The sequence below is a fragment of the Roseovarius autotrophicus genome (genome assembly GCF_018069895.1).
Classification (GTDB): domain Bacteria; phylum Pseudomonadota; class Alphaproteobacteria; order Rhodobacterales; family Rhodobacteraceae; genus Roseovarius; species Roseovarius autotrophicus.
Genome location: NZ_JAGQDH010000005.1, coordinates 46,830 through 67,289, shown reverse-complemented (window position 1 = coordinate 67,289; position 20,460 = coordinate 46,830). Strand labels below are relative to the sequence as shown.

Below are 20,460 nucleotides of genomic sequence, written 5' to 3'. Positions count from 1 at the left end.
TCCCTATTGCGTTGGTCCGATCTGCGCTTCGAACCAGTCTAGCGCCATGTTGCTCCAGCCGCGCGGCATGCCGTGGCCACCATCGAAAAGTGCCAGTTCCAGCGCCGAGCCGGGCGCGCAATCGAGCCAGACGCGTCGCCAGAAGTCACCGTCGGTCTCGAACTTGTCGGGATAGTGCCGGGCGCAGGCATTGGCCGTGCGCCACAGGTCCATGGCGTGAAACACGTCGCCCTGCACAAAGCCGGGCCGGATCTCGCGCCCCTCAAGGGGCACAACCTGATCGCGCCAGCCATGGGTGTGCAAGAGCCGCACCGGCCCGGCGCAACCCTCGGGATGAGGCCGCCAGAAGCTGCCCGAGACCGGCGCATAGGCGGTGAAATCATCGGGGCGTGCGCAGGCGATGTAGCTGGCAAGCGATCCGCCAATGGAAAACCCGGTGAGCAGGCTGCGCGTGGGGTCGATGCCGAAACGGGCGCTCGCGTCCTGCATGACCTCTTGCAAGAAATCCGCTTCATTGCGCGGCCCCGGAAAATCGGGATGAAAGCCCCAACTGGTGCGGTTGCGCCCCGGACGAACGAGCGCCTCCGGCACGATGAAGGCATAGCCGCGCGCCTGTGCGGCGCGTGCCATGCCGCCGCGCATCGTGCCAGTTGCGCTGCCGCCATAACCATGCAGGAACAGCACCACAGGGAATGGCCCTTTGCCCTCAGGCAGGGCGATGCGATAGCCGCCCGAAGGGATATCGCAGGGCAGATCAGTGCCACAGCCGGATTGCGCCATGGCAGGGGTGGCAAGGCCAAGGCAGAGGGCGACAAGCGAGACGAGGCGCATGGAAACCGGCTCCGTTATACACGCCCAACGTTGCACATCGTCCGGGTCCTGCCTAGCCAAGCCCGGTCACCCTTGCGTGAGGGGCTGCTGAACATCTGACAATCCCGTGATGAGGGACGTGCTGGCTCTTTTTCCGCCTTAGGTTATGAGGCATCCACGGGACATATGATTGAAAGGAGCGCCCGCGCGCATGGAAAGCATTTACTACGTCCTCTGCTGGGCCTGTCACCGCCGCTGCAAGCATTGTTACGAGAGCCGGTTTCGCCCCTATGTTCGCGGCGCGCTGCGCAAGGTGGTGGACGAGGCGAAGGAAAGCTTTCCCAAGGTGCTGGCGAGCCTTCCCGACGAGCTGAGCTATCTCGATCTGAACGCCCCGTCCGAGACCGCGCCGGGCGGCTATGAACGCCGTGCGAGCCGGATCATTCTTGCGGGCGGCGAGGTGCTGGTCGATCCGGTGCGCGAGGAGGTGCTTTATCCGGCGCTCGAGGCTATTCAGGCCAGATATGGCGCGCAGGGCGTGCGGGTGATCGTGCAGACCACCGGCGATCTGGTGACGCCGCAGATCGTGGACGAGTTGCTGGCGCGCGGCGTCTGGATGATTTCCTGCGCCGGGATGGATGATTTTCACGTGGGCCACGAAGGCGACAAGCGCGAGCCGCTCATCGAGCGGTTGCGCGCCATGTTTCAAACGGCGGGGATGCGCGACAGCGCGCTGGCCTCGAGCAACCGCAACTGGGCGGATCAGACATATGATCAGCCGGTCTATTCGATGTTCGGCGCGACCGAGGACGCCTGGATCGGCAAGATCTGGCCGCGCGGGCGGGCCTGGGAAAACTCGCTGTCGAAGGCGACGATCACCGATAATTTCTGCAATGTCTGGTCGGGGGGGCTTGGATTCCTCAATCGGGGCTTCTCGGGGTCTGAGGTCTCCATCGACCCCAATGGCGATGTCTTTCCCTGCTGTCTCAAGACCGCGGCACCCTTGGGCAATCTCTGCGAGGAGCGGCTTGACGATATTCTGGACAGCATCGTGGGGCATCCGGCGTTTGAGGCCATTTCCATGGGCCACCCCGAGCGGATGGGGTTGGCGCATGGCTGGGATGTGGCGCGGTTCCTTGACGAATCCCGCACGAAACGGCCTGACGGCGAACCCTATCGTAATCTCTGCATCGGTTGCGACCGGTTCTTTGAAAAGGTGCTGGAGCCGGAGATTGGGCGCCTTCGGCAAGAGCGGCTGGCGGCAAAATGGGCGGCGGAGTGAGCGGCCCGGCGACAGACCGGCGCGCGGCGGTTCTGCCCGCGCTGATGACCGCGCTTGAGGCGGGCGGCCATGCGCCGGGTCTACCCGAGTTTTTGCCCGATAAGGGGCTGGCGCATGATCATGTCCGGCTTGGCGGCACCGGGCTTCTGGCAAGGCTGCCGAAACAGAGCCAGATGCGGCTCAATGCGGCGGAAAATCTTGCCTATCAGGCGGCCTGTTTCAAGCGGGCGAGCGCCTCTGGTCATGCGCCGCGCCTTCACGCGGTACTGCCGCCGAGTGACGCCCTGCCGCGCGGGGGGCTGATCGTGGACGAGATCGAGGGGCGGGTCGCGCGCCTGCCCGAGGATCTGCCCGCGATCATGCAGGCGCTGGCGGCGATCCATGCCCTGCCGATGCCGAAGGGGCGCGCGCCGCTGCTCGATCCTGCCGATCCGCTGGCCGATCTGCTGGCGGAAATCGATGTGCAGGCGTGCCACCTGCACATCGCGCATCCCGCGACAAAGGTCATAATAGAGACGCATATTGCGGCGTTGCGCCACCTCTGCGAGAGCGATGCGCGCCCGCCCAAGCGGCTCATTTCTTTTGACGCGCATCCCGGAAACTTCCTCATCGACGCCACCGGGCGCGCAATCCTCGTCGATCTGGAAAAGGCCCGCTATAGCGCTCCGCCGCTCGATCTGGCCCATGCCACGCTCTATACCTCGACCACGTGGGATGTGGCGAGTTACGCCGTGTTAGAGCCGCAAGATGTGGCGCGCGCCTGTCATCTCTGGCTGGATCACCTGCCTGATGAGTTGCGCGCGGCGCTTGGGCCGTGGATTTTGCCGATGCGCCGGGCGATGTGGCTGTGGTCGATGACATGGTGTGCGAAATGGCGGGCGCTTTCGGGCACGGGGGCCAAGTCCGACGCCGAAGGCGAGGACTGGGCGGCAGAGAACAGCGACGCCGCGCTCATCGCCCATGTGCGGGGCCGCGTCGATCACTATCTTGATCCCGAGACCGCCAAACGCCTTGACTTGGAGTTCGGTCTTCTGGCCGATGTTCTGTAACCTTCCACCAACAGGAGAGACCGCATGATCCGCCCGATTTTAACCGCGTTGACCGCGCTTGGCCTTGCCGCGCCGCTGGCCGCGCAGGAGGTCACGCCCGACCCCGCAGACTGGGACGCCGTGCTGGAGGCCGCCGAGGGCCAGACCGTCTATTGGCATGCCTGGGCCGGGTGGAACTCTACCAATGAGTATATCGCCTGGGTCGGCGACACGGTGTCCGAGCGCTATGGCGTCAGGATCGAGCATGTGAAGCTCAACGACACCGCCGAGGCCGTCAGCCGCGTGATCGCCGAGAAATCGGCGGGCAAGGATGAGGGGGGTGCGGTCGATCTGATCTGGATCAACGGCGAGAATTTCGCGGCGATGAAGGAACAGGGTCTGTTTTTCGGTCCCTGGGTCGAGGACCTGCCCAACTGGCAATACATAGACCCGGTGGGAAACCCCGGCACAATTGTCGATTTCACCGTGCCGACCGACGGGCTAGAGGCCCCGTGGAGCCAGAGCCAGGTCGTGTTCTACTATGACACCGCACGGGTTGATGCGCCGCCGCGCTCGATCCGCGCGCTGGGCGACTGGCTGCGCGACAATCCGGGCCGCTTTGCCTATCCGCAGCCGCCGGATTTCCTCGGAACGACCTTTCTCAAGCAGGCGCTGATGGAGCTTGCCCCCGATCCTGCGGTGCTTGAAAAGCCCGTGACCGAAGAGGCCTACGCCGCCACGACCGCCCCGCTCTGGGCGTATCTCAATGAGATCACCCCGAACCTCTGGCGCGGCGGTGCGGCCTATCCGCAGATAGGGCCCCGGCTGATCCAGCTCATGAACGATGGCGAGATTGACCTTGCGATCAGCTTTAACCCCAACGAGGCCTCGAACGCCATCGCCAGTTTCGAGCTGCCTGATACGGTGCGCACCTATGTCCTCGATGGCGGCACCATCAGCAACATCAGCTTCGTGGCGATCCCCTATAACGCAAGTGCCAAGGCGGGCGCGATGGTGGTGGCGAATTTCCTGATGTCGCCCGAGGCGCAGGCCCGCAAGGCCGACCCGGTGGTCTGGGGCAGCGGCACGGTGCTGTCGATGGACCGGCTCGACCCCGAGGACCGCGCGCGCTTTGATGCGATCGAGCGCGGCATCGCGACCCTGTCGGCGGAAGAACTGGGCACGACCATCCCGCAGCCGCCGCCGTCGTGGATGACCCGGCTGGAAGAGGACTGGACCGCGCGCTACGGCGTCGGTCAGTAAGGCCCGATGCGCGCGGCGCGTGCCACCACGGCGCCGCCGCGCGCCACGCGACGGGCGCGATTCCTGCCCTGGGCGCCGCTCTTGACGCTGGCCGTCATGCTGGGGCCGGTGCTGGCGGGGCTTGCTGGCACGCTGGCGCCCGCGCTGGGCTACATGCCCGCACTGGGCGGCACGGGTCTTAGCCTTGCCGCCTTTGACGCGCTGTTTGCATGGCCGGGCCTGCCGCGTGCGGTGGCGCTCAGCCTTGGGGTGGGCTTTGCCGCAACCGCGCTCTCGCTTGTCATCGTCACGCTGATTTGCGCGGGCTGGGCGGGCACGCGCGCCTTTGGCGTGATCGAACGCCTCTTGTCACCGCTCCTGTCGGTTCCGCACGCGGCGGCGGCCTTTGGCCTTGCCTTTCTCATCGCGCCCTCGGGCTGGATCACGCGCGCGCTCTCGCCCTGGGCGACGGGGTGGGGGCGCCCACCCGATCTGTTGATCCTGCAAGACCCGGCGGGCCTCAGCCTTATCTTCGGGCTGGTCACGAAGGAGGTGCCGTTCCTCTTGCTGATGACCCTCGCGGCGCTGACCCAGGTGCGCCCCGGTCAGAGCCTGCGGGTGGCGCAGGCGCTGGGCTATGCCCGCGTGACCGGCTGGCTCAAGGTGATCTTTCCGCTGGTCTACCGGCAGATCCGGCTGCCGGTCTATGCGGTTCTGGCGTTCTCGATGTCGGTGGTGGATGTCGCGATCATCCTTGGTCCCAACACGCCGCCGACGCTGGCGGTGCAGGTGGTGCGCTGGATGAATGACCCCGATCTGGCGTTCCGCTTTCAGGCGGCGGCGGGGGCGGTGCTGCAACTGGGGCTGGTGCTGCTGGGGCTTGGCCTTTGGCGGATCATGGAGGTCACGGTGGCGGCGCTCGGCCGCGTCTGGATCGCCTCGGGCGCCCGGGGGCGGCGGGGGGCCGAACAGGCGGTGCGTTTGGGCGCGCTGGTGCTGGGCGGTCTGGCCGCGCTGGCGGTGATTGCCGGGCTGGCGGGGCAGGTAGTGTGGTCCTTCGCCGGGTTGTGGCAGTTTCCCGATTTCTGGCCCGACGCCTTTACCCTGCGCAACTGGCAGCGCCACGGGCCGCGCCTTGCCGGGCCCGTGATGGAGACGCTGCTTATCGCCGGGGCGGCGACGTTTCTGGCGCTTTTGCTGACACTGGCGAGTCTCGAGGCAGAGCATCGCCACGGGTTGCGGCCCGCGACGCGCGCGCTCTGGCTGCTTTACCTGCCGCTGATCGTGCCGCAGGTGGCGTTTCTCATGGGGTTTCAGACCCTCTCCATCGCCACCGGGGTCGATGGCGGGCGCGCGGCGGTGGTGCTGGCGCATCTGGTTTTCGTGCTGCCTTATGTGTTCCTGTCGCTGTCCGATCCGTGGCGCGCCTGGGACCGGAGGCAGGATACGATCGCGCGCGCATTGGGCGCCGGGCCGGATCGCGTGCTCTGGGTGGTGCGGATGCCGATGCTGCTGCGGCCCCTGCTCATTGCGGCGGCGGTCGGCTTTGCCGTGTCGGTGGGGCAATACCTGCCGACGCTGCTGGTCGGCGCGGGGCGGGTGGCGACGCTGACGACCGAGGCGGTGGCTCTTGCCTCGGGCGGCGACAGGCGGGTGATCGGGGTCTATGCGCTGGCGCAGACCGCGGCGGCGTTTGCGCCCTTTACCCTCGCCGTGCTATTGCCGCGATTGGCGTGGCGCAACAGGAAGGGGATGCGCGATGGCTGATGCGCGCGGGCTGCGGTTCGAAAAGGTGACGATCTCGCTCGGTGCGGTGCGGCTTATCGAACTCGATTGCACCATCGGACCGGGTGAGGTGCTGACCGTGATGGGGCCGTCCGGCTCTGGCAAGTCCACGCTACTGGCGGCGATCACCGGCACGCTCGATCCGGTTTTCGACATGGCGGGGCGTATCCGGCTTGACGGGCGTGACCTGATGAGCCTGCCCACCGAGGCGCGGCAGATCGGCATCCTGTTCCAGGACGAGTATCTGTTTCCGCATCTCTCGGTGGGGGCCAACCTTGCCTTCGGGCTGAAACCCGTTGTGCGGGGCCGCGCCGCGCGCCGCGCGCGGGTCGAGGCGGCGCTGGCGGAGGTGGGGCTTGCAGGCTTTGCCGGGCGTGATCCGGCCACGCTCTCTGGCGGGCAGCGGGCGCGGGTGGCGCTGCAACGGATGCTTCTGTCGGAACCGCGCGCTCTCTTGCTCGACGAGGCGTTTTCCAAGCTCGATACCGGGCTGCGCGCGCAGGTGCGCGAACTTGTGTTCGACACGGCCCGCCGTCGTGCCTTGCCGGTGCTTCAGGTCACGCACGATCATTCCGATGCCGAGGCGGCAGCGGGCGAGGTGGTGACACTGGCGTGAGGGGCCAAATGGCCAAACGCAAACGCCGCCCCGAAGGGCGGCGTCCTGTCCGAAATCCGATGCGTGATCAGAAGCCGAGACCGGCGTATTTGTTCTTGAACTTCGAGACGCGGCCACCGGCATCGGTGAGGCGCGTGCCGCCACCGGTCCAGGCGGGGTGCACCGAGGGGTCGATATCGAGCGAGAGCGTATCGCCCTCCTTGCCCCAGGTGGAGCGCATCTGCACGATAGTGCCATCGGTCATCTTGACGTCGATGACGTGATAATCGGGGTGGATGTCCTTTTTCATCGTGCCGGTCCTTATGCGGATTTGCCCGAAAGGGCCTTGTAATTGGCGTCCTCGGCGATGCGGGCGGATTTGCCACGACGCGAGCGCAGGTAGTAGAGCTTGGCGCGGCGCACGCGGCCACGACGCACGACCTCGATCGAGTCGATATTGGTCGAATAGAGCGGGAACATCCGTTCCACGCCTTCGCCAAAGGAAATCTTGCGGACGGTGAATGAACCGGCGATGCCCTTGCCGTTCTTGCGGCTGATGCACACGCCTTCGAACGCCTGCACGCGCGAGCGGGTGCCTTCAGTCACCTTGTAGCCTACGCGGATTGTGTCGCCGGCCTTGAAATCGGGAATGGTCTTCCCGAGGGCGGCGATCTGTTCCGCCTCGATCTGAGCGATAATGTCCATCGCTTCTCTCCTGAACTGCTTGCGGTTTTTTCCGCAAAGATGTCTCGCGCCCTCAGAGCTCTTGGTCTTCTTCCGGGTCCGCGGCTGCGCCCGCCAGAGATCAGGTCGTCATTTCATATGCTGCGCTTTCCGAGGCTGCTGTTTGTGGCCGAAGAAAGCCGGAGCAGGATGCCAACAGAAAACTGGCCCGCAACCACTAGGGCGATTCCGGACCAGCGGGGTATAGGCGGGATCGGCGCGGCAATCAAGCCTTGGTGTCAGAATTCCACGCCTGCCTGCGCCTTGATGTTCTGTTCGCGGAACGGGTGCTTGACCTCTTTCATCTCGCTGACCAGATCGGCGATCTCGATCAGCTCCGGTTTGGCGCTGCGCCCGGTCAGCACGACATGGGTCATCGGCGGTTTTTCCTCTGCGAGAAAGGCCACCACATCGTTGATATCGAGGTAGTCATAGCGCAGCGCGATGTTGATTTCGTCGAGCAGCACCATGCGGTTGCGCTCGTCGCGGATCAACTCCTTGGCCTTCTCCCAGGCCGCCTGCGCCATCTCGGTATCGCGCTCGCGGTCCTGTGTCTCCCAGGTAAAGCCCTCGCCCATGACATGAAACGCGCAGATGTCGGCAAACCTCTGCTTGAGCAGGTCGCGCTCGCCGCTCGGCATGGAGCCCTTGATGAACTGCACCACCGCGCAGGGAAAGCCGTGGCCGATACAGCGCAGGATCATCCCGAAGCCCGAGCTGCTTTTGCCCTTGCCATTGCCGGTATGGACGATGATGAGGCCCTTTTCGCCGGTCTTGTGCGCCATGAGCTTGTCGCGGGCGGCCTTGATCCGCTTCATCTTTTCGGTATGGGCCTTGGGGTCTGTGGTCATCGGCGGCTCCTGCTCTGGCGTGTCGGGAATCACCTACCCCGTTTGCGTCGCGCGCCGCAAGATCAGCTGTCCTCGTCCCGCGCCGGATGCACCTGCCACAGATCGGGGCGGCGTTCCCGGGTGATCCTTTCGGCCATCTCGCGCCGCCACTCCGCCACCCTGCCGTGATCGCCCGAGGTCAGCACGGCGGGGATGGTGCGCCCACGCCACTCGGCGGGGCGGGTATATTGGGGATGCTCCAGCAGCCCTGCGGCAAAGCTTTCTTCCTCGACAGAGGCCTCGTTTCCCAGAACACCGGGCAGAAGCCGCACACTCGCATCGATCACCGCCTGCGCGGCGATCTCGCCGCCGGTCATGACGAAATCGCCGAGGCTGATTTCCTCGATTTCGTAATGCTCGATCACCCTCTCGTCCAGTCCCTCGAACCGGCCACAGATCAGTGTGACGCCCGGACCCTCGGCCAACGCGCGGGCGCGGGCCTGAGTAAAGGGCGCGCCACGCGGGCTGAGGTAGACGAGTGGCCAGTGGGGCGGGGTCGCGGCCATGGCCATGTCGATGGCGCGGCCCATCACGTCGGGGCGCAGCACCATCCCCGCGCCGCCGCCTGCAGGCGTGTCATCGACATTACGGTGCCGTCCCTCGCCGAAGGGGCGCAGGTCGATCGTTTCCAGCGCCCAGAGACCCTCGCGCAGGGCGCGGCCTGTCAGGCTCTCGCCGAGGGCGCCGGGGAAAGCCTGCGGCAAAAGGGTGATGACGCGCGCCGTCCAGATACCGGGGCGCGGTGCCGTCTCGGCCATGAGGTCGCGCGGCGCGAGCGAGGGGCGGACGCTCTTGTTGCCATGAGAGCGGGGCGTGTCGGCCATGGCTTAGAACAACCCCTCGGGCGGGTCGGCGACAATCCGGCGCGCGCCAAGATCGACCGTCGGGACCGCCTCGCGCGTGAAGGGCAGAAGGACGGTGGATGTCAGGCCGGGACCGTGGATCTCGAGCAGGTCCGAGGCGCCGTGATTGAGCACTGCCTTGACGCGACCAAGCGGGGCGCCGCCGGTATCGAATACCTCTAATCCAATGAGATCAGCATGATAGAACTCGTCATCGGGCAGGGCGGGTAGGCACTCGCGCGGAACATGAAGCCGCACACCGCGCAGACCGTCGGCTTGTTCCTTGGTCGCGACGCCCGAGAGCTGCGCGGTCAACGCGCCCGAGGTCTGGCCTGTCAGAGTGATCTCGAAGCGGCGTTTGCCATCTTCGGAAGTGAGCGGGCCATAGGCGGCGATATCCTCGGGGCGCGCCGTAAAGCTCTTGAGCCGCACCTCGCCCCGGACACCAAAGGCCCCGGCGATGGCGCCGAGACAGACCATGTCGCTCATCGTCTCATCCTTTCGCAGCGGGTCATCGGGTTTCCACCGGAACATCCTGACGGCGGCGTTCCCATCCGGCAAGCTCGAGTTCCGGCGTGGCGCATTCCTGTTCGGGCCAGCCCACGCAGAGATAAGCCACAAGTGCCCAATCATCAGGGATATCAAGGTCTTGGCAAAGACGCGCGGGATCGAGAATCGACACCCAGCCAAGTCCCAGCCCACGCGCGCGGGCAAAGAGCCAGAATTGCGTGATCGCGGCCACCACTGAATAGCGGCGCATCTCAGGCATGGTGGCGGCGCCCAGCCCTGCGCCTTTCCCGGTTGCCTCGTCGCAGAAAATGGCAAGCTGAACCGGTGCTTCCCGCATCCCGGACAGTTTCAGCCCGCTGTAAAGGCGCGCCTTCTCGCCCTTGTAGCCGTCAAGCGCCGTGGCATTGGCGGCGGTGAAATTGGTGAGCGCGGCGGCGCGCGCGGCGGGGCTTTGGACGCGCACGACGCGCCACGGTTCGCTCAGCCCAACCGAGGGAGCAAGGGCGAAAGTGGCGAGGCAATCGCGCAGGAGTGCCTCGTCCACAGGATCAGTGCGAAAGCGGCGCACGTCGCGCCGCCAGCACATGAGATCGCGCAGGTCGGCCTGGAAGTCTTGGGAAAACTGTGACATTCCAGCACCTTGCCTAATCTTACTCGGCCGATGCCTCTTCGGCGGGGGCGTTTGCGGACTCGGCGGCAGTGGCGGCCTTCTCGGCTTTCTCGGCGGCGCGCTCCTTGGCTTTCTTGCCCGGCTCGGCCTTCTTCAGGTTGGCGCGCTGTTTCTTCTCGATGACGCCAGCGGCCTCGAGCATGCGGCTGATGCGGTCGGTCGGCTGCGCGCCCTCGGCGAGCCAATGCTGGATGCGCTCGATATCCATCTTCACGCGGTCCTCGCTGTCCTTGGGCAGGAGCGGGTTGTAGGTGCCCAGCTTCTCGATGAAGCGGCCATCGCGCGGCATGCGGCTGTCGGCGGCGACGATACGGTAGAAGGGGCGCTTCTTGCTGCCACCACGGGCGAGACGGATTTTCATGGCCATTTGATATTCTCCTTTAATGGCGTTGGTTTGGCGGGGATCAGACCCGCCTTACGATTGGTGCTTCTGGTGATGTCGGATCACCTCGGCGATGATGAAGTTCAGAAACTCCTTGGCGAAGGCGGGATCGAGGTCGGCCGCTTTTGCCAATTCTTCGAGCCGTTCGATCTGTTGCGCCTCGCGCGCGGGATCGGACGGGGGAAGGTCGTGTGTGGCCTTGAGTTTCCCCACGGCCTGCGTGTGCTTGAACCGTTCGGCCAGCGTGAAAACAAGGATCGCGTCGAGCCGGTCGATGCTCTTGCGATGCTCGGCCAGAAGGGCGGCGGCGCGGGTGGCGTCATTGGTCATGGCGGGGCTCCGATCCGGCGAAAAGGCGGGTTTGCAAGACGTCGGTATTGGGTCGATATCGCGTCGGTGCGCGGGTCTGGATCATATGGGTCATGCGTAGGCCTCGACCGAGCCGTCATCGTCGGGACCGGGGTGGCGATAGAGCAGGTCGCGGCCCATGTGGATATTGTCATATTCGCGCTCGAACCACGCGCCCAGCCGTTCGGCAAGGGCGACCGAGCGGGTATTGCCGGGCACGATGTTGGAGGTGAGCGTGGTGAACCCGAGATCCTCATAGGCCCATTGCCGGGCGCGCGCTGCCGCCTCATAGGCGATGCCCTGCCCCTCGAACCCGTCAAAGACCACCCAGCCCAGTTCCGGCTCGGGCCAGCCTTCGGGGTTCCAGATGCCTGCGATACCTGCGGTCTCGCCGGTGTCTTTCATCTCGATGGTGAAATAGCCGTAGCCGTGGATATGCCAATGGCCCACGTTGAGCGCGAACCAGCGCCACGCCTCGCCCCGGTTGGGGGCGCTGCCAAAGCCCTCGGCGCGCGCGTGGTCGAGCAGGAAGGCGATGGTGGGGTCAATATCGCGCGGCTCTGGCCCGCGCAGGATCAGGCGGGGGGTGTCGAGCACGGGCGCTTGGGTCAAGGTCATGGCAAGACCCTTTCCCGCCGTGCTACGCGGCGCGCGTCGGAAGTCGAGTATTTGGGGAACGATGAAAGCACGGCGCTATTTCTTTTTGCCAAAGCCCGAAAGGCCGGGGGGCAGCGAGAGGCCGCCGCCGAGGCCGGGCATCCCGCCGGGCAGCTTGCCGCCCATGGCGCGGGCGGCCTCTTCCATGGCCTTGGGGTCGGTCATGTCGGGCATTCCGCCCTTGCCGAACATGCCCTTCATCGCCTGTTTCAGCATCCCGCCCTTGTTGCGGCCGAGTTTCTTCATCATATCCGCCATCTGGCGATGCATTTTCAGCAGCTTGTTGAGTTCTGACACATCCTGCCCCGCGCCCGCCGCAATGCGTTTCTTGCGGCTGGCCTGCAACAGGGCGGGGTTGGCGCGTTCCTTTTTCGTCATGGACTGGATAAGGGCGATCTGGCGGGTGATCACGCGGTCGTCAAAGCCCGCCTCCTGCACCTGTCTGGCCATCTTGCCCATGCCGGGCATCATGCCCATGAGCCCTTCCATGCCGCCCATCTTCTGCATCTGCTCAAGCTGGCCCTTGAGGTCGTTCATGTTGAACTGACCCTTGGCCATGCGGCGCATCATGCGTTCGGCCTGTTCGGCCTCGATGGTTTCCTGCGCCTTTTCGACCAACGCGACGATATCGCCCATGCCGAGGATGCGGCCGGCGATGCGCTCTGGCTCGAAGGTCTCGATGGCGTCCATCTTTTCGCCGAGGCCCACGAAGCGGATGGGCTTGCCGGTGATCGCGCGCATCGAGAGGGCCGCGCCGCCGCGTCCGTCGCCGTCCATCCGGGTGAGGACCACGCCGGTCACACCGATCTTGTCGTCGAATTCGGTGGCGACGTTGACGGCATCCTGACCGGTCAGGCCATCGACGACGAGGAGCGTTTCGCGGGGGTTGGCCACGTCGCGCACGGCAGCGGCCTGCGCGATCAGCTCTGCGTCGATATGCAGGCGTCCGGCTGTGTCGAGCATGTAGACATCGTAGCCGCCGAGGCTCGCCTGGGTTTTCGCGCGCCGGGCGATGGCGACGGGATCCTCGCCCTTGACGATGGGCAGGGTATCGACGCCGATCTGACGGCCCAGAATGGCAAGCTGTTCCATCGCCGCCGGGCGGTTGGTGTCGAGCGAGGCCATGAGCACGCGCTTGCCCTCGCGCTCTTTCAGACGCTTGGCGAGCTTGGCGGTGGTGGTGGTCTTGCCCGAGCCTTGCAGGCCGACCATGAGGATGGGTGCGGGCGGGTTGTCGATCTTGAGCGCGCCGGGATCGCCTTCGCCGCGCAGGGTGGCGATCAGGGCGTCGTGGACGATCTTGACGACCTGCTGGCCGGGGGTGACGGATTTGGTGACGGCCTGTCCGGTGGCCTCGGTCTCCACCCGCTTGATGAAATCGCGCGCGACCGGCAGCGAGACATCGGCCTCAAGCAGCGCGACGCGAACCTCGCGCAGGGCGGTCTTCACATCCTCCTCGGAGAGCGCGCCCTGTCTGGTCAGCCGTTCGAGAACGCCGGAGAGGCGGTCGGACAGGTTTTCAAACATCGCGGGCCTCCTCGTGCCGGTTGCTGCCATGCCGCCCCAAGATAGGGGTGACGTCTCAAACATGAACGCCCCCACGGGCGCAACGCGCTGGTGGAGGGCGATCCCGGCGCAAAACCGGGACCGGAAGCGCCTGGCTTCCGGGGACTTGGGCAGGCGTTTAAGCGCGTGGCGGGGCCGAGTCAAGCGCGCGACGCGGAACCGTGACCACGCCGTCGCAGGATCGTGCGGGAGCGGAGCGTGACGGTGCCCGCGCGCGCGTCGAGGATGACTTGCAGCCTTTCGACGAAGATGCAGATTGCGGCAAGGCACATGCCGCCGCCGATCCCGGCCATGACGAAGGCGCCGATCAGGGTCTGGGACGCGACCAGAGAGCCAATTCCGGCGAACAGCAGCAGGCCGAGCGAGAGCATCACGGCAATGACCCATGGCGTATTCTCGGCGATCAGCAGGTCGGGGGTGTCGTGCGTGATCTTCACCGCCATGCTTCTTGTCATGTCTGTCGCGACCGATGCTTCGATGGTAGGAACATCGCGTGAGATTGCAACTCTTTCGTTGCCGTTTCATAGTCGGATCACGAAGACTGGTGGACAGGACAGGCGATGGACAACTGGGATGAGGTGCGCACCGCCTTTCATGTGGCGCGGGTGGGCACGGTGAGCGGCGCGGCCGAGGTTCTCGGCGTCCATCATGCCACGGTGATCCGCCATATCGACGCACTCGAAGAGCGGCTGGGCGTGCGGCTCTTTCAGCGCCACGCACGCGGCTATACGCCGACCGAGGCAGGCGAGGACCTGCTCCGGGTGGCGCAGGCGACTGACGATCAGTTTCATCAGCTTGCGGGCCGGTTGCGCGGGCAGGGCAACGAGGTGGGGGGCGAGCTGGTCGTGACCTCGATCAGCGGGCTGAGCCATCTTCTGGCCCCGGCTCTGGCTGATTTCCAGACCGAGTATCCCGAGCTGATCGTGCGCTATCTGACCGGCGACCGCCTGTTTCGACTGGAATATGGCGAGGCGCATGTGGCGGTGCGCGCGGGCACGGCCCCCGATCAGCCCGACAATGTGGTGCAGCCGTTCTTTCGGCAGGAATTCGCGCTCTATGCCGCCGAAAGCTATGTGGTGCGCCATGGTGTGCCCGAGGGCGAGGGCGATCTGGCGCGGCATCGCTTTGTTGGCGCGGATGACGCCAAGACGCGCGCGCCCTTCCATCGCTGGCTGAATGAGGCGGTGCCGCCCGAGGCCATCGTTTTTCGCTCAAGCGATGTGCATTCGCAGCGCAACGCCATCCTTGCCGGGGCGGGGATCGGCTTTGTCGCCGTGACGCAGGCGCGCGATCATCCTGACCTGCGGCAGGTCATGGCGCCGCGTGCCGACTGGGCCGCGCCGCTCTGGTTGGTGACACATATGGACCTGCACCGCACCACCAAGGTGCAGGCGTTCCTGCGGTTTCTCAAGGATCGTGCGCAGGGCTGGAAAGGGTGATCAGAGAAAGCCGCCGTTGTGCAGATCGGCGCGCAACTGGTGCAGTTCGGGCGGCAGGGTACCCTCGCGGTTGTCGGGCGCGGCGGAGGCAAGCGCGGTGCTGATCCAGGGCGTGATTCCGGCGAAGCCCTCGATCTGGCGCAGGATGGCGTCAAAGACCGGCTGTCGGGTGCGGCGCTGGATGAGGCCGATGCGCGTCTCCGGGTGGGCCACGAAGGGCGCGAGATGAAAGGCCGAGCCGTCGGGGCCAAGCAGCATGCGCGCGGCGCGGTAGGCGGCGATCTGTTCGGGGATGGAATGCCGCTCTGGGTGGAAGATCGCAAAGCCTGCGCGCGAAAGCCATTTCTCGATCCGGCCCTCATGGGGCACCTGTTGGGCCGCACTCTTGAGGCGGCGGCGCGAGATATAAAGGCGCGCGGGGCCATCGGGCGCGATTGCCGAGAGGTGGCGGCGCATGTAGGTGCGCGCCTCGGGCGTGCCATGGGTCCAGTGCAGGTGGCCGAAGCCCTGAGAAGGCAGGATCAGCGTCTCGACCTCGGTCGGCTCCGCCACCAGATGCACGGGCAGACCTTGGCCGAGAAGGTCCATGAGCGGCCCGAGGCGGCGGCGCAGCACGGCGGCGATGTCGCGCCCGGCCATGGGCAACAGGAGGATGCCATCGGGGCGCGCGTCGAGATGATCGAGCGCCCATAGCCGCGGCGTGGCCTCCAGCAGGAAATGCCCGAAATGATGCCGCCCGACCCCGCCAAGGAGCCAGCGACCGGCAAGCCGCGCGGGCGGGGCCTCGGGCGGCGCGGGATCCGGGGTGAAGCGGCTGCCGGAAAGCAATGTGCGTGCCATGGGGACGGGCGCGCCATCCGGGCCGAGCACGCCGCAGGCGTGGTTGCCCGTGCGCATCGGCATTACTACGGCGCGCGCGACGGTTTCGATATGGGCCTTTGGCAGGTGGCGGGTGTCAGGTGCCATCGGGCAGTTCCCGCGCCAAGAACCGCTCGAACGCATCGAGGTTCACCGCCTCGAACTGGCCAAAGCCCTGCATCCAGATCGAGGCGTCGCGCAGCGCGTCCGGTTCCAGCTTGCACCAGACCACGCGCCCGCGCCGCTCCTGCGTGATGAGACCGGCGCGGCTGAGGATGCCGAGATGCTTGGAAATCGCGGCAAGGCTTATCGCGAACGGTTCGGCCACATCGGTTACCGCCATGTCATCCTCGAGCAGCATGGCAAGGATCGCCCGCCGCGTGGGATCGGCGAGGGCGGCAAAGACGGTATCGAGGGCCTGCGCCTTGGACATGGGGCTATAAGCCCGAGGCGCGCAGGCGGCGTCAACCGGACCGGAAGAGGAATTGCCGGGGTGATGCAAAAACTCAACCGCTCGGTTGAATAACCCCAAACCGCCACACACCCCGTCCGGAGCGGTTGCGGCAGAATGACCGCGCTGTTTCACTGTTCAAAAAATACTTGTTAAAACAATCCACTACACAGGGGAGACGCCGCCATTCCGCGTGCTTGACTCGCGCGCGCCGCCGCCATAGCAAGGCGGCAACTTCCCAAGGGGGATGCGCGTGACCGATCCTGACCGTGACGAGCGTCTGAAGGACATCGAGGCGAGGATCGCGAAGCTGCGCGGCAAGGACGCGCCGCGCCCCCACCGGGAGGAGCATTATTCGCAGGCGCAGCATGCGTGGCGGATGGTGATCGAGCTTGTGGCCGGTCTGATGATCGGTTTCGGCATGGGATACGGGCTGGATACGCTCTTTGGCACGCTGCCGGTCTTCCTTGTCGTGTTTACATTGCTGGGTCTTGCGGCGGGCATAAAGACGATGATGCGTTCCGCCGCAGAGATACAGAAGACCAACGCGCCCGGACAGGGCGGGGATGAGAGGGCGAAGGATGGCGACTGAAGCGCAAGGTGCCGGTGACGGCGGTCTGGTTTTCCACCCGATGGATCAGTTCATGGTCAAGCCACTCTTCGGTGCGGGCGAGGTGGGGTTCTTTACCCTGACCAACGTGACGCTGTGGATGGCGCTGACGGTGGCCGCGATCTTCGCGCTTCTGGTGCTGGGCACGGCGGGCCGCGCCACGATCCCGAGCCGGACCCAATCCATCGCCGAGCTGGCCTATGATTTCGTGCGCAAGATGGTCGAGGATGTGGCGGGCAAGGACGGGCTGGTGTTCTTTCCCTACATCATGACGCTGTTTCTTTTCATCCTCTTCGCCAACGTGCTGGGCCTTCTGCCGATGGCCTTCACCACCACGAGCCATATCGCGGTGACGGCGGTGCTGGCGATGATGGTGTTCCTCACCGTGACGATCGTGGGCTTCGTCCGCCATGGCGCGGGCTTTCTTAGCCTGTTCTGGGTCAGCTCGGCACCCTTGCCGCTGCGCCCGGTGCTGGCGCTGATCGAGGTGATTTCCTACTTTGTGCGTCCCGTGAGCCACTCCATCCGTCTTGCCGGCAACATGATGGCCGGGCACGCGGTGGTAAAGGTGTTTGCCGCCTTCGCGCCGATGATCATCATCTCCACCGGCATCGGCCTTCTGGTCACGCCGCTGTCGATCCTGGCGATTGCCACGATCTATGCGCTCGAACTGCTGGTGGCCTTCATCCAGGCCTATGTGTTCACGATCCTGACCTGCGTTTACCTCAAGGATGCGCTGCATCCTCATCATTGAGCAACGGTGGGTGTCCCCCACCTTGTGCCACACGAACCACGAACCACTGCCAATTCCAACGTAAGGAGACATCACTATGGAAGGCGATATCGTTCAAATGGGTGCATATATCGGCGCTGGCCTGGCCTGCATGGGCATGGGCGGGGCTGCGGTCGGTGTGGGCAATGTTGCCGGCAACTTCCTTGCCGGTGCGCTGCGCAACCCGTCTGCCGCCGGCGGCCAGACCGCGACGCTGTTCATCGGCATCGCATTCGCCGAAGCGCTGGGGATCTTCTCGTTCCTCGTCGCGCTCCTGCTGATGTTCGCCGTCTGAGCCTTACGGGTAACTGATCCTTACGGCCGGGGGGCGGCGATGCGTCGCCTTCCGGTGTAACCGGAACAATCCCGAGGGAGAGTGACATGGCGAGCGAACCACAAGCGACCGAGAGCGCGTCGGGCTTGCCGCAGCTCGATTTCTCGACATTCGGCAACCAGATCTTCTGGCTGCTGGTGGCGCTGGTCGTGATCTATTTCATCCTGTCGCGCGTGGCCCTGCCGCGCATCGCCGCCGTTCTGGCCGAGCGTCAGGGAACCATCACCAACGATCTTGCCGCCGCCGAGGACCTCAAGGTCAAGGCGGTCGAGGCGGAAGAGGCCTACAAGAAGGCGCTCGCCGATGCCCGCACTGAGGCGCAGAAGATCGTTGCCGAAACCAAGGCGGCCATCAAGGCCGATCTGGACAAGGCCAATGAAAAGGCCGATCAGGAGATCAAGGCGCGCACCGCCGAAGGCGAAAAGGCGCTGGCCGAGATCCGCGACGGCGCGCTCGAGGCCGTCCGGGACGTGGCCAAGGATGTCACCGCCGAGCTGGTCTCGGCCATGGGTGGCAAGGCGGACGGGCGCAGCGTGAGCGCGGCGGTCACCGCCCGGATGAAGGGATGAGGCCGATGCGCAAGCTGAGTGTGACACTGGCCGCGACGCTGGCCGCAAGCCCGGCCCTTGCCGCAGGTGGCCCGTTTCTTTCGCTGGGCAACACCGATTTCGTGGTGCTTCTGGCGTTTCTGATCTTCGTGGGCGTTCTTGTCTATCTGAAGGTGCCGGGGCTTTTGGGCCGCAAACTCGACGAGCGGGCCGAGGGCATCAAGGGCGATCTCGACGAGGCGCGCCGTCTTCGCGAGGAAGCGCAGGCGCTTCTTGCACAATATGAGCGCCAACAGAAGGATGTGCAGGCGCAGGCCGACCGCATCGTGAAACAGGCCAGGGAAGAGGCCGAGCAGGCCGCCAGGGATGCCAAGGACGAGATCAAGGCATCCATCGCCCGCCGTCTTCAGGCTGCCGAGGACCAGATTGCCAGTGCAGAGGCGCGCGCCGTGCGCGATGTGCGCAATCAGGCCATCCTCGTGGCCACCGCCGCCGCGCGCGACGTTATCGCGCGTCAGATGACCGACGCCGAAGGCGACAGCCTGATCGACGCGGGCATCGCCGAGGTCGGGGCCAAGCTCCACTGAGGCAGCGCAGGAAAGGTTCGCGCAAGGCCGTGCTCCGAAAGGGCGCGGCCTTGGTGCATTCAAGGGGTCGATTGAGGGTTTAACTTTGCACCCCGGCTGAGATATGTCAGCGTGGCAGGGAAAAGGAACCGATTGGCATGGCATTTGACTACGACCTTTTCGTGATCGGCGGTGGATCGGGCGGTGTGCGCGCGGCGCGGGTGGCGGCACAGGGCGGTGCAAAGGTCGCGCTGGCCGAAGAGAGCCGCTATGGCGGCACCTGCGTGATCCGGGGCTGCGTACCGAAAAAGCTCATGGTCTTTGCCTCCGAATTTCCGACTGCCCTCTCCGAGGCGCGGGCCTATGGCTGGGAGGTGGCGCAAGGCCCGTTCGACTGGGCTGTGTTCCGCGCCAGGCTCCACGCTGAATTGGACCGGCTCGAAGGGGTTTACCGCGGCATTCTGGGCAACAATGGTGTCACGACCTACGACATGCGTGCGCGGCTCATTGATCCGCATACGGTGGAACTGGCCGACGGCACGCGGCATAGCGCGCGGCATATCCTCATTGCCACCGGCGGCCACCCCGTGAAACCCGATCTGCCGGGGGCCGAGCACGCGCTGGTGAGCGACGATCTGTTCCTGATGGAGCGGATGCCAAAATCTATCCTGATCGTCGGTGGCGGCTATATCGCCTGTGAATTCGCCTGCATCCTCAACGGTCTGGGTGTCGAGGTGACGCAATTCTATCGCGGTGCGCAGGTGCTGCGCGGCTTTGACGAGGAGGCGCGGGGGCTGGTCGCCGAGGAGATGGCCGCCTCTGGTGTAGGGCTTCGTCTCAATACCAACATCGCCGCCATGGAGAAGGTCGCGGGCGGCTATCGCGTAACCGATACCAACGGGCGGGAGGCCGTCCATGAGGAGGTTCTTTTTGCCACCGGGCGTGCCCCCAACACGGCCGATCTGGGGCTGGAGGTCGCCGGTGTTGCGGTCGGGCGCAAGGGCGAGATCGTGGTGGACGATTATAGCCAGACCAGCGTGCCCTCCGTCTATGCCATCGGCGACGTGACCGACCGCGTGAACCTCACGCCGGTGGCGATCCGCGAGGGCATGGCCTTTGTGGAAACGGTGTTTGGCGGCAATCCGACGCCTGTGGATCACGACCTGATTCCCACGGCAATCTTCACCCAGCCCGAGATGGGCACAGTGGGGCTGAGCGAGGAGGCAGCGCGCGAGCGCGGGCCGATCGAGGTCTACGCCACTTCGTTCAAACCCATGCGCGAGAGCTTTGCCGGGCGCACGACGCGCGTGCTGATGAAGCTAGTGGTCTGTGCCGAGACACGCCGCGTTCTGGGGTGCCATATCGTCGCCCCCGGTGCGGGTGAGATGATCCAGCTTGCCGGAATCGCGGTCAAGATGGGCGCGACCAAGGAGGATTTCGACCGCACCGTTGCGGTGCATCCGACCATGTCGGAAGAGATCGTGACGATGAAAACACCGGTGCGAACGGCTTGAATTCTCGGACTCATCGCACAGGTTAGAAACAAGCCCGC

At 65.4% G+C, this 20,460-nt stretch carries 26 protein-coding genes; 12 read left to right on the top strand and 14 right to left on the bottom strand.

The features are described from left to right. Window positions 1-3: 3 nt before the first annotated feature. Window positions 4-831, bottom strand: coding sequence for a CE1 family esterase (locus KAK09_RS07825; protein WP_210878377.1), 828 nt, complete (start codon window positions 829-831; stop codon window positions 4-6). Between the two features lie 190 nt (window positions 832-1,021). Between KAK09_RS07825 and KAK09_RS07820 the strand changes: the two genes are divergently transcribed. The 5 genes from KAK09_RS07820 to KAK09_RS07800 are packed head-to-tail and all read left to right on the top strand — an operon-like array spanning window position 1,022 to window position 6,763. Further along, window positions 1,022-2,092 carry a radical SAM/SPASM domain-containing protein gene (locus KAK09_RS07820; RefSeq protein WP_210878376.1) on the top strand — a complete coding sequence of 357 codons (1,071 nt, stop codon included), beginning with the start codon at window positions 1,022-1,024 and terminating at the stop codon, window positions 2,090-2,092. Continuing rightward, the gene (locus tag KAK09_RS07815; protein WP_210878375.1) at window positions 2,089-3,141 is read left to right on the top strand and encodes an aminoglycoside phosphotransferase family protein; all 1,053 of its coding nucleotides are present in this window, start codon (window positions 2,089-2,091) and stop codon (window positions 3,139-3,141) included. Before KAK09_RS07820 ends, KAK09_RS07815 begins: the two co-directional genes overlap by 4 nt. A 24-nt stretch (window positions 3,142-3,165) precedes the next feature. Beyond that, a complete protein-coding gene (locus tag KAK09_RS07810; protein ID WP_210878374.1) occupies window positions 3,166-4,383 on the top strand; it encodes an ABC transporter substrate-binding protein in 1,218 nt (405 codons plus the stop codon). Between the two features lie 6 nt (window positions 4,384-4,389). Then, window positions 4,390-6,129, top strand: coding sequence for an ABC transporter permease (locus KAK09_RS07805; protein WP_210878373.1), 1,740 nt, complete (start codon window positions 4,390-4,392; stop codon window positions 6,127-6,129). Then, complete coding sequence (locus KAK09_RS07800) at window positions 6,122-6,763, top strand: ATP-binding cassette domain-containing protein (RefSeq protein WP_210878372.1); 642 nt, start codon at window positions 6,122-6,124, stop codon at window positions 6,761-6,763. The genes KAK09_RS07805 and KAK09_RS07800 overlap by 8 nt, the downstream gene beginning before the upstream one ends. A gap of 67 nt (window positions 6,764-6,830) precedes the next feature. Here KAK09_RS07800 and rpmE read toward each other — a convergent pair whose 3' ends face one another. The 11 genes from rpmE to KAK09_RS07745 form a co-directional block, all read right to left on the bottom strand. Continuing rightward, window positions 6,831-7,052, bottom strand: a complete 222-nt coding sequence (gene rpmE, locus KAK09_RS07795; RefSeq protein ID WP_210878371.1) for a 50S ribosomal protein L31 — start codon at window positions 7,050-7,052, stop codon at window positions 6,831-6,833. An 11-nt stretch (window positions 7,053-7,063) separates the two neighbouring features. After that, window positions 7,064-7,447 (bottom strand): 50S ribosomal protein L19, encoded by a 384-nt coding sequence (gene rplS / locus KAK09_RS07790; protein ID WP_210878370.1) that lies wholly within the window; start codon window positions 7,445-7,447, stop codon window positions 7,064-7,066. Window positions 7,448-7,704: 257 nt separating this feature from the next. Then, on the bottom strand, window positions 7,705-8,316 hold the full coding sequence (cobO, locus tag KAK09_RS07785; protein WP_210878369.1) for a cob(I)yrinic acid a,c-diamide adenosyltransferase: 612 nt from the start codon (window positions 8,314-8,316) through the stop codon (window positions 7,705-7,707). Window positions 8,317-8,378: 62 nt separating this feature from the next. Next, window positions 8,379-9,179, bottom strand: coding sequence for a tRNA (guanosine(37)-N1)-methyltransferase TrmD (trmD, locus tag KAK09_RS07780; RefSeq protein WP_210878368.1), 801 nt, complete (start codon window positions 9,177-9,179; stop codon window positions 8,379-8,381). Window positions 9,180-9,182: 3 nt separating this feature from the next. Further along, the gene (gene rimM / locus KAK09_RS07775) at window positions 9,183-9,686 is read right to left on the bottom strand and encodes a ribosome maturation factor RimM (protein WP_210878367.1); all 504 of its coding nucleotides are present in this window, start codon (window positions 9,684-9,686) and stop codon (window positions 9,183-9,185) included. Window positions 9,687-9,708: 22 nt separating this feature from the next. Further along, window positions 9,709-10,338, bottom strand: a complete 630-nt coding sequence (bluB, locus tag KAK09_RS07770; RefSeq protein ID WP_210878366.1) for a 5,6-dimethylbenzimidazole synthase — start codon at window positions 10,336-10,338, stop codon at window positions 9,709-9,711. A 19-nt stretch (window positions 10,339-10,357) separates the two neighbouring features. Next, window positions 10,358-10,744, bottom strand: coding sequence for a 30S ribosomal protein S16 (rpsP, locus tag KAK09_RS07765; protein WP_210878365.1), 387 nt, complete (start codon window positions 10,742-10,744; stop codon window positions 10,358-10,360). Between the two features lie 48 nt (window positions 10,745-10,792). Continuing rightward, a complete protein-coding gene (locus KAK09_RS07760) occupies window positions 10,793-11,089 on the bottom strand; it encodes a chorismate mutase (RefSeq protein WP_210878364.1) in 297 nt (98 codons plus the stop codon). A 90-nt stretch (window positions 11,090-11,179) separates the two neighbouring features. After that, a complete protein-coding gene (locus tag KAK09_RS07755; protein WP_210878363.1) occupies window positions 11,180-11,725 on the bottom strand; it encodes a GNAT family N-acetyltransferase in 546 nt (181 codons plus the stop codon). Between the two features lie 75 nt (window positions 11,726-11,800). Beyond that, on the bottom strand, window positions 11,801-13,291 hold the full coding sequence (ffh, locus tag KAK09_RS07750; RefSeq protein WP_210878362.1) for a signal recognition particle protein: 1,491 nt from the start codon (window positions 13,289-13,291) through the stop codon (window positions 11,801-11,803). Between the two features lie 179 nt (window positions 13,292-13,470). Further along, the gene (locus KAK09_RS07745) at window positions 13,471-13,773 is read right to left on the bottom strand and encodes a hypothetical protein (protein WP_210878361.1); all 303 of its coding nucleotides are present in this window, start codon (window positions 13,771-13,773) and stop codon (window positions 13,471-13,473) included. A gap of 117 nt (window positions 13,774-13,890) precedes the next feature. Here KAK09_RS07745 and KAK09_RS07740 point away from each other — a divergent pair, with 117 nt between their 5' ends. Then, window positions 13,891-14,769, top strand: a complete 879-nt coding sequence (locus KAK09_RS07740; RefSeq protein ID WP_210878360.1) for a LysR family transcriptional regulator — start codon at window positions 13,891-13,893, stop codon at window positions 14,767-14,769. On the opposite strand, the gene KAK09_RS07735 is transcribed toward KAK09_RS07740, so the two are convergent. Both KAK09_RS07735 and KAK09_RS07730 read right to left on the bottom strand, forming a co-directional pair. Then, window positions 14,770-15,735: a glycosyltransferase family 61 protein gene (locus KAK09_RS07735; RefSeq protein ID WP_210878359.1), complete on the bottom strand. Its 966-nt coding sequence runs from the start codon at window positions 15,733-15,735 to the stop codon at window positions 14,770-14,772. After that, window positions 15,725-16,060 (bottom strand): ArsR/SmtB family transcription factor, encoded by a 336-nt coding sequence (locus KAK09_RS07730; protein ID WP_210878358.1) that lies wholly within the window; start codon window positions 16,058-16,060, stop codon window positions 15,725-15,727. Before KAK09_RS07730 ends, KAK09_RS07735 begins: the two co-directional genes overlap by 11 nt. Before the next feature lie 271 nt (window positions 16,061-16,331). Between KAK09_RS07730 and KAK09_RS07725 the strand changes: the two genes are divergently transcribed. The 6 genes from KAK09_RS07725 (at window position 16,332) to gor (ending at window position 20,422) form a co-directional block, all read left to right on the top strand. Then, complete coding sequence (locus KAK09_RS07725; RefSeq protein ID WP_418895518.1) at window positions 16,332-16,670, top strand: AtpZ/AtpI family protein; 339 nt, start codon at window positions 16,332-16,334, stop codon at window positions 16,668-16,670. Then, window positions 16,660-17,442, top strand: coding sequence for a F0F1 ATP synthase subunit A (locus tag KAK09_RS07720; protein WP_210878356.1), 783 nt, complete (start codon window positions 16,660-16,662; stop codon window positions 17,440-17,442). The genes KAK09_RS07725 and KAK09_RS07720 overlap by 11 nt, the downstream gene beginning before the upstream one ends. 76 nt (window positions 17,443-17,518) lie before the next feature. Then, complete coding sequence (locus tag KAK09_RS07715) at window positions 17,519-17,755, top strand: F0F1 ATP synthase subunit C (RefSeq protein ID WP_210878355.1); 237 nt, start codon at window positions 17,519-17,521, stop codon at window positions 17,753-17,755. An 86-nt stretch (window positions 17,756-17,841) separates the two neighbouring features. Further along, window positions 17,842-18,363 (top strand): F0F1 ATP synthase subunit B', encoded by a 522-nt coding sequence (locus KAK09_RS07710; RefSeq protein WP_210878354.1) that lies wholly within the window; start codon window positions 17,842-17,844, stop codon window positions 18,361-18,363. 5 nt (window positions 18,364-18,368) lie between these two features. Further along, the gene (locus KAK09_RS07705) at window positions 18,369-18,929 is read left to right on the top strand and encodes a F0F1 ATP synthase subunit B (RefSeq protein ID WP_210878353.1); all 561 of its coding nucleotides are present in this window, start codon (window positions 18,369-18,371) and stop codon (window positions 18,927-18,929) included. Window positions 18,930-19,066: 137 nt separating this feature from the next. Further along, window positions 19,067-20,422, top strand: coding sequence for a glutathione-disulfide reductase (gene gor, locus KAK09_RS07700; protein ID WP_210878352.1), 1,356 nt, complete (start codon window positions 19,067-19,069; stop codon window positions 20,420-20,422). Window positions 20,423-20,460: the final 38 nt, after the last annotated feature.

What these genes read in the sequence shown, in the direction of transcription:
- KAK09_RS07825 (WP_210878377.1), bottom strand. Translation starts at nt 831, where the DNA reads ATGCGCCTCGTCTCGCTTGTCGCCCTCTGCCTTGGCCTTGCCACCCCT.
- KAK09_RS07820 (WP_210878376.1), top strand. Translation starts at nt 1,022, where the DNA reads ATGGAAAGCATTTACTACGTCCTCTGCTGGGCCTGTCACCGCCGCTGC.
- KAK09_RS07810 (WP_210878374.1), top strand. Translation starts at nt 3,166, where the DNA reads ATGATCCGCCCGATTTTAACCGCGTTGACCGCGCTTGGCCTTGCCGCG.
- KAK09_RS07805 (WP_210878373.1), top strand. Translation starts at nt 4,390, where the DNA reads ATGCGCGCGGCGCGTGCCACCACGGCGCCGCCGCGCGCCACGCGACGG.
- KAK09_RS07800 (WP_210878372.1), top strand. Translation starts at nt 6,122, where the DNA reads ATGGCTGATGCGCGCGGGCTGCGGTTCGAAAAGGTGACGATCTCGCTC.
- rpmE (WP_210878371.1), bottom strand. Translation starts at nt 7,052, where the DNA reads ATGAAAAAGGACATCCACCCCGATTATCACGTCATCGACGTCAAGATG.
- rplS (WP_210878370.1), bottom strand. Translation starts at nt 7,447, where the DNA reads ATGGACATTATCGCTCAGATCGAGGCGGAACAGATCGCCGCCCTCGGG.
- cobO (WP_210878369.1), bottom strand. Translation starts at nt 8,316, where the DNA reads ATGACCACAGACCCCAAGGCCCATACCGAAAAGATGAAGCGGATCAAG.
- trmD (WP_210878368.1), bottom strand. Translation starts at nt 9,179, where the DNA reads ATGGCCGACACGCCCCGCTCTCATGGCAACAAGAGCGTCCGCCCCTCG.
- rimM (WP_210878367.1), bottom strand. Translation starts at nt 9,686, where the DNA reads ATGAGCGACATGGTCTGTCTCGGCGCCATCGCCGGGGCCTTTGGTGTC.
- bluB (WP_210878366.1), bottom strand. Translation starts at nt 10,338, where the DNA reads ATGTCACAGTTTTCCCAAGACTTCCAGGCCGACCTGCGCGATCTCATG.
- rpsP (WP_210878365.1), bottom strand. Translation starts at nt 10,744, where the DNA reads ATGGCCATGAAAATCCGTCTCGCCCGTGGTGGCAGCAAGAAGCGCCCC.
- KAK09_RS07760 (WP_210878364.1), bottom strand. Translation starts at nt 11,089, where the DNA reads ATGACCAATGACGCCACCCGCGCCGCCGCCCTTCTGGCCGAGCATCGC.
- KAK09_RS07755 (WP_210878363.1), bottom strand. Translation starts at nt 11,725, where the DNA reads ATGACCTTGACCCAAGCGCCCGTGCTCGACACCCCCCGCCTGATCCTG.
- ffh (WP_210878362.1), bottom strand. Translation starts at nt 13,291, where the DNA reads ATGTTTGAAAACCTGTCCGACCGCCTCTCCGGCGTTCTCGAACGGCTG.
- KAK09_RS07745 (WP_210878361.1), bottom strand. Translation starts at nt 13,773, where the DNA reads ATGGCGGTGAAGATCACGCACGACACCCCCGACCTGCTGATCGCCGAG.
- KAK09_RS07740 (WP_210878360.1), top strand. Translation starts at nt 13,891, where the DNA reads ATGGACAACTGGGATGAGGTGCGCACCGCCTTTCATGTGGCGCGGGTG.
- KAK09_RS07735 (WP_210878359.1), bottom strand. Translation starts at nt 15,735, where the DNA reads ATGGCACCTGACACCCGCCACCTGCCAAAGGCCCATATCGAAACCGTC.
- KAK09_RS07730 (WP_210878358.1), bottom strand. Translation starts at nt 16,060, where the DNA reads ATGTCCAAGGCGCAGGCCCTCGATACCGTCTTTGCCGCCCTCGCCGAT.
- KAK09_RS07720 (WP_210878356.1), top strand. Translation starts at nt 16,660, where the DNA reads ATGGCGACTGAAGCGCAAGGTGCCGGTGACGGCGGTCTGGTTTTCCAC.
- KAK09_RS07715 (WP_210878355.1), top strand. Translation starts at nt 17,519, where the DNA reads ATGGAAGGCGATATCGTTCAAATGGGTGCATATATCGGCGCTGGCCTG.
- KAK09_RS07710 (WP_210878354.1), top strand. Translation starts at nt 17,842, where the DNA reads ATGGCGAGCGAACCACAAGCGACCGAGAGCGCGTCGGGCTTGCCGCAG.
- KAK09_RS07705 (WP_210878353.1), top strand. Translation starts at nt 18,369, where the DNA reads ATGCGCAAGCTGAGTGTGACACTGGCCGCGACGCTGGCCGCAAGCCCG.
- gor (WP_210878352.1), top strand. Translation starts at nt 19,067, where the DNA reads ATGGCATTTGACTACGACCTTTTCGTGATCGGCGGTGGATCGGGCGGT.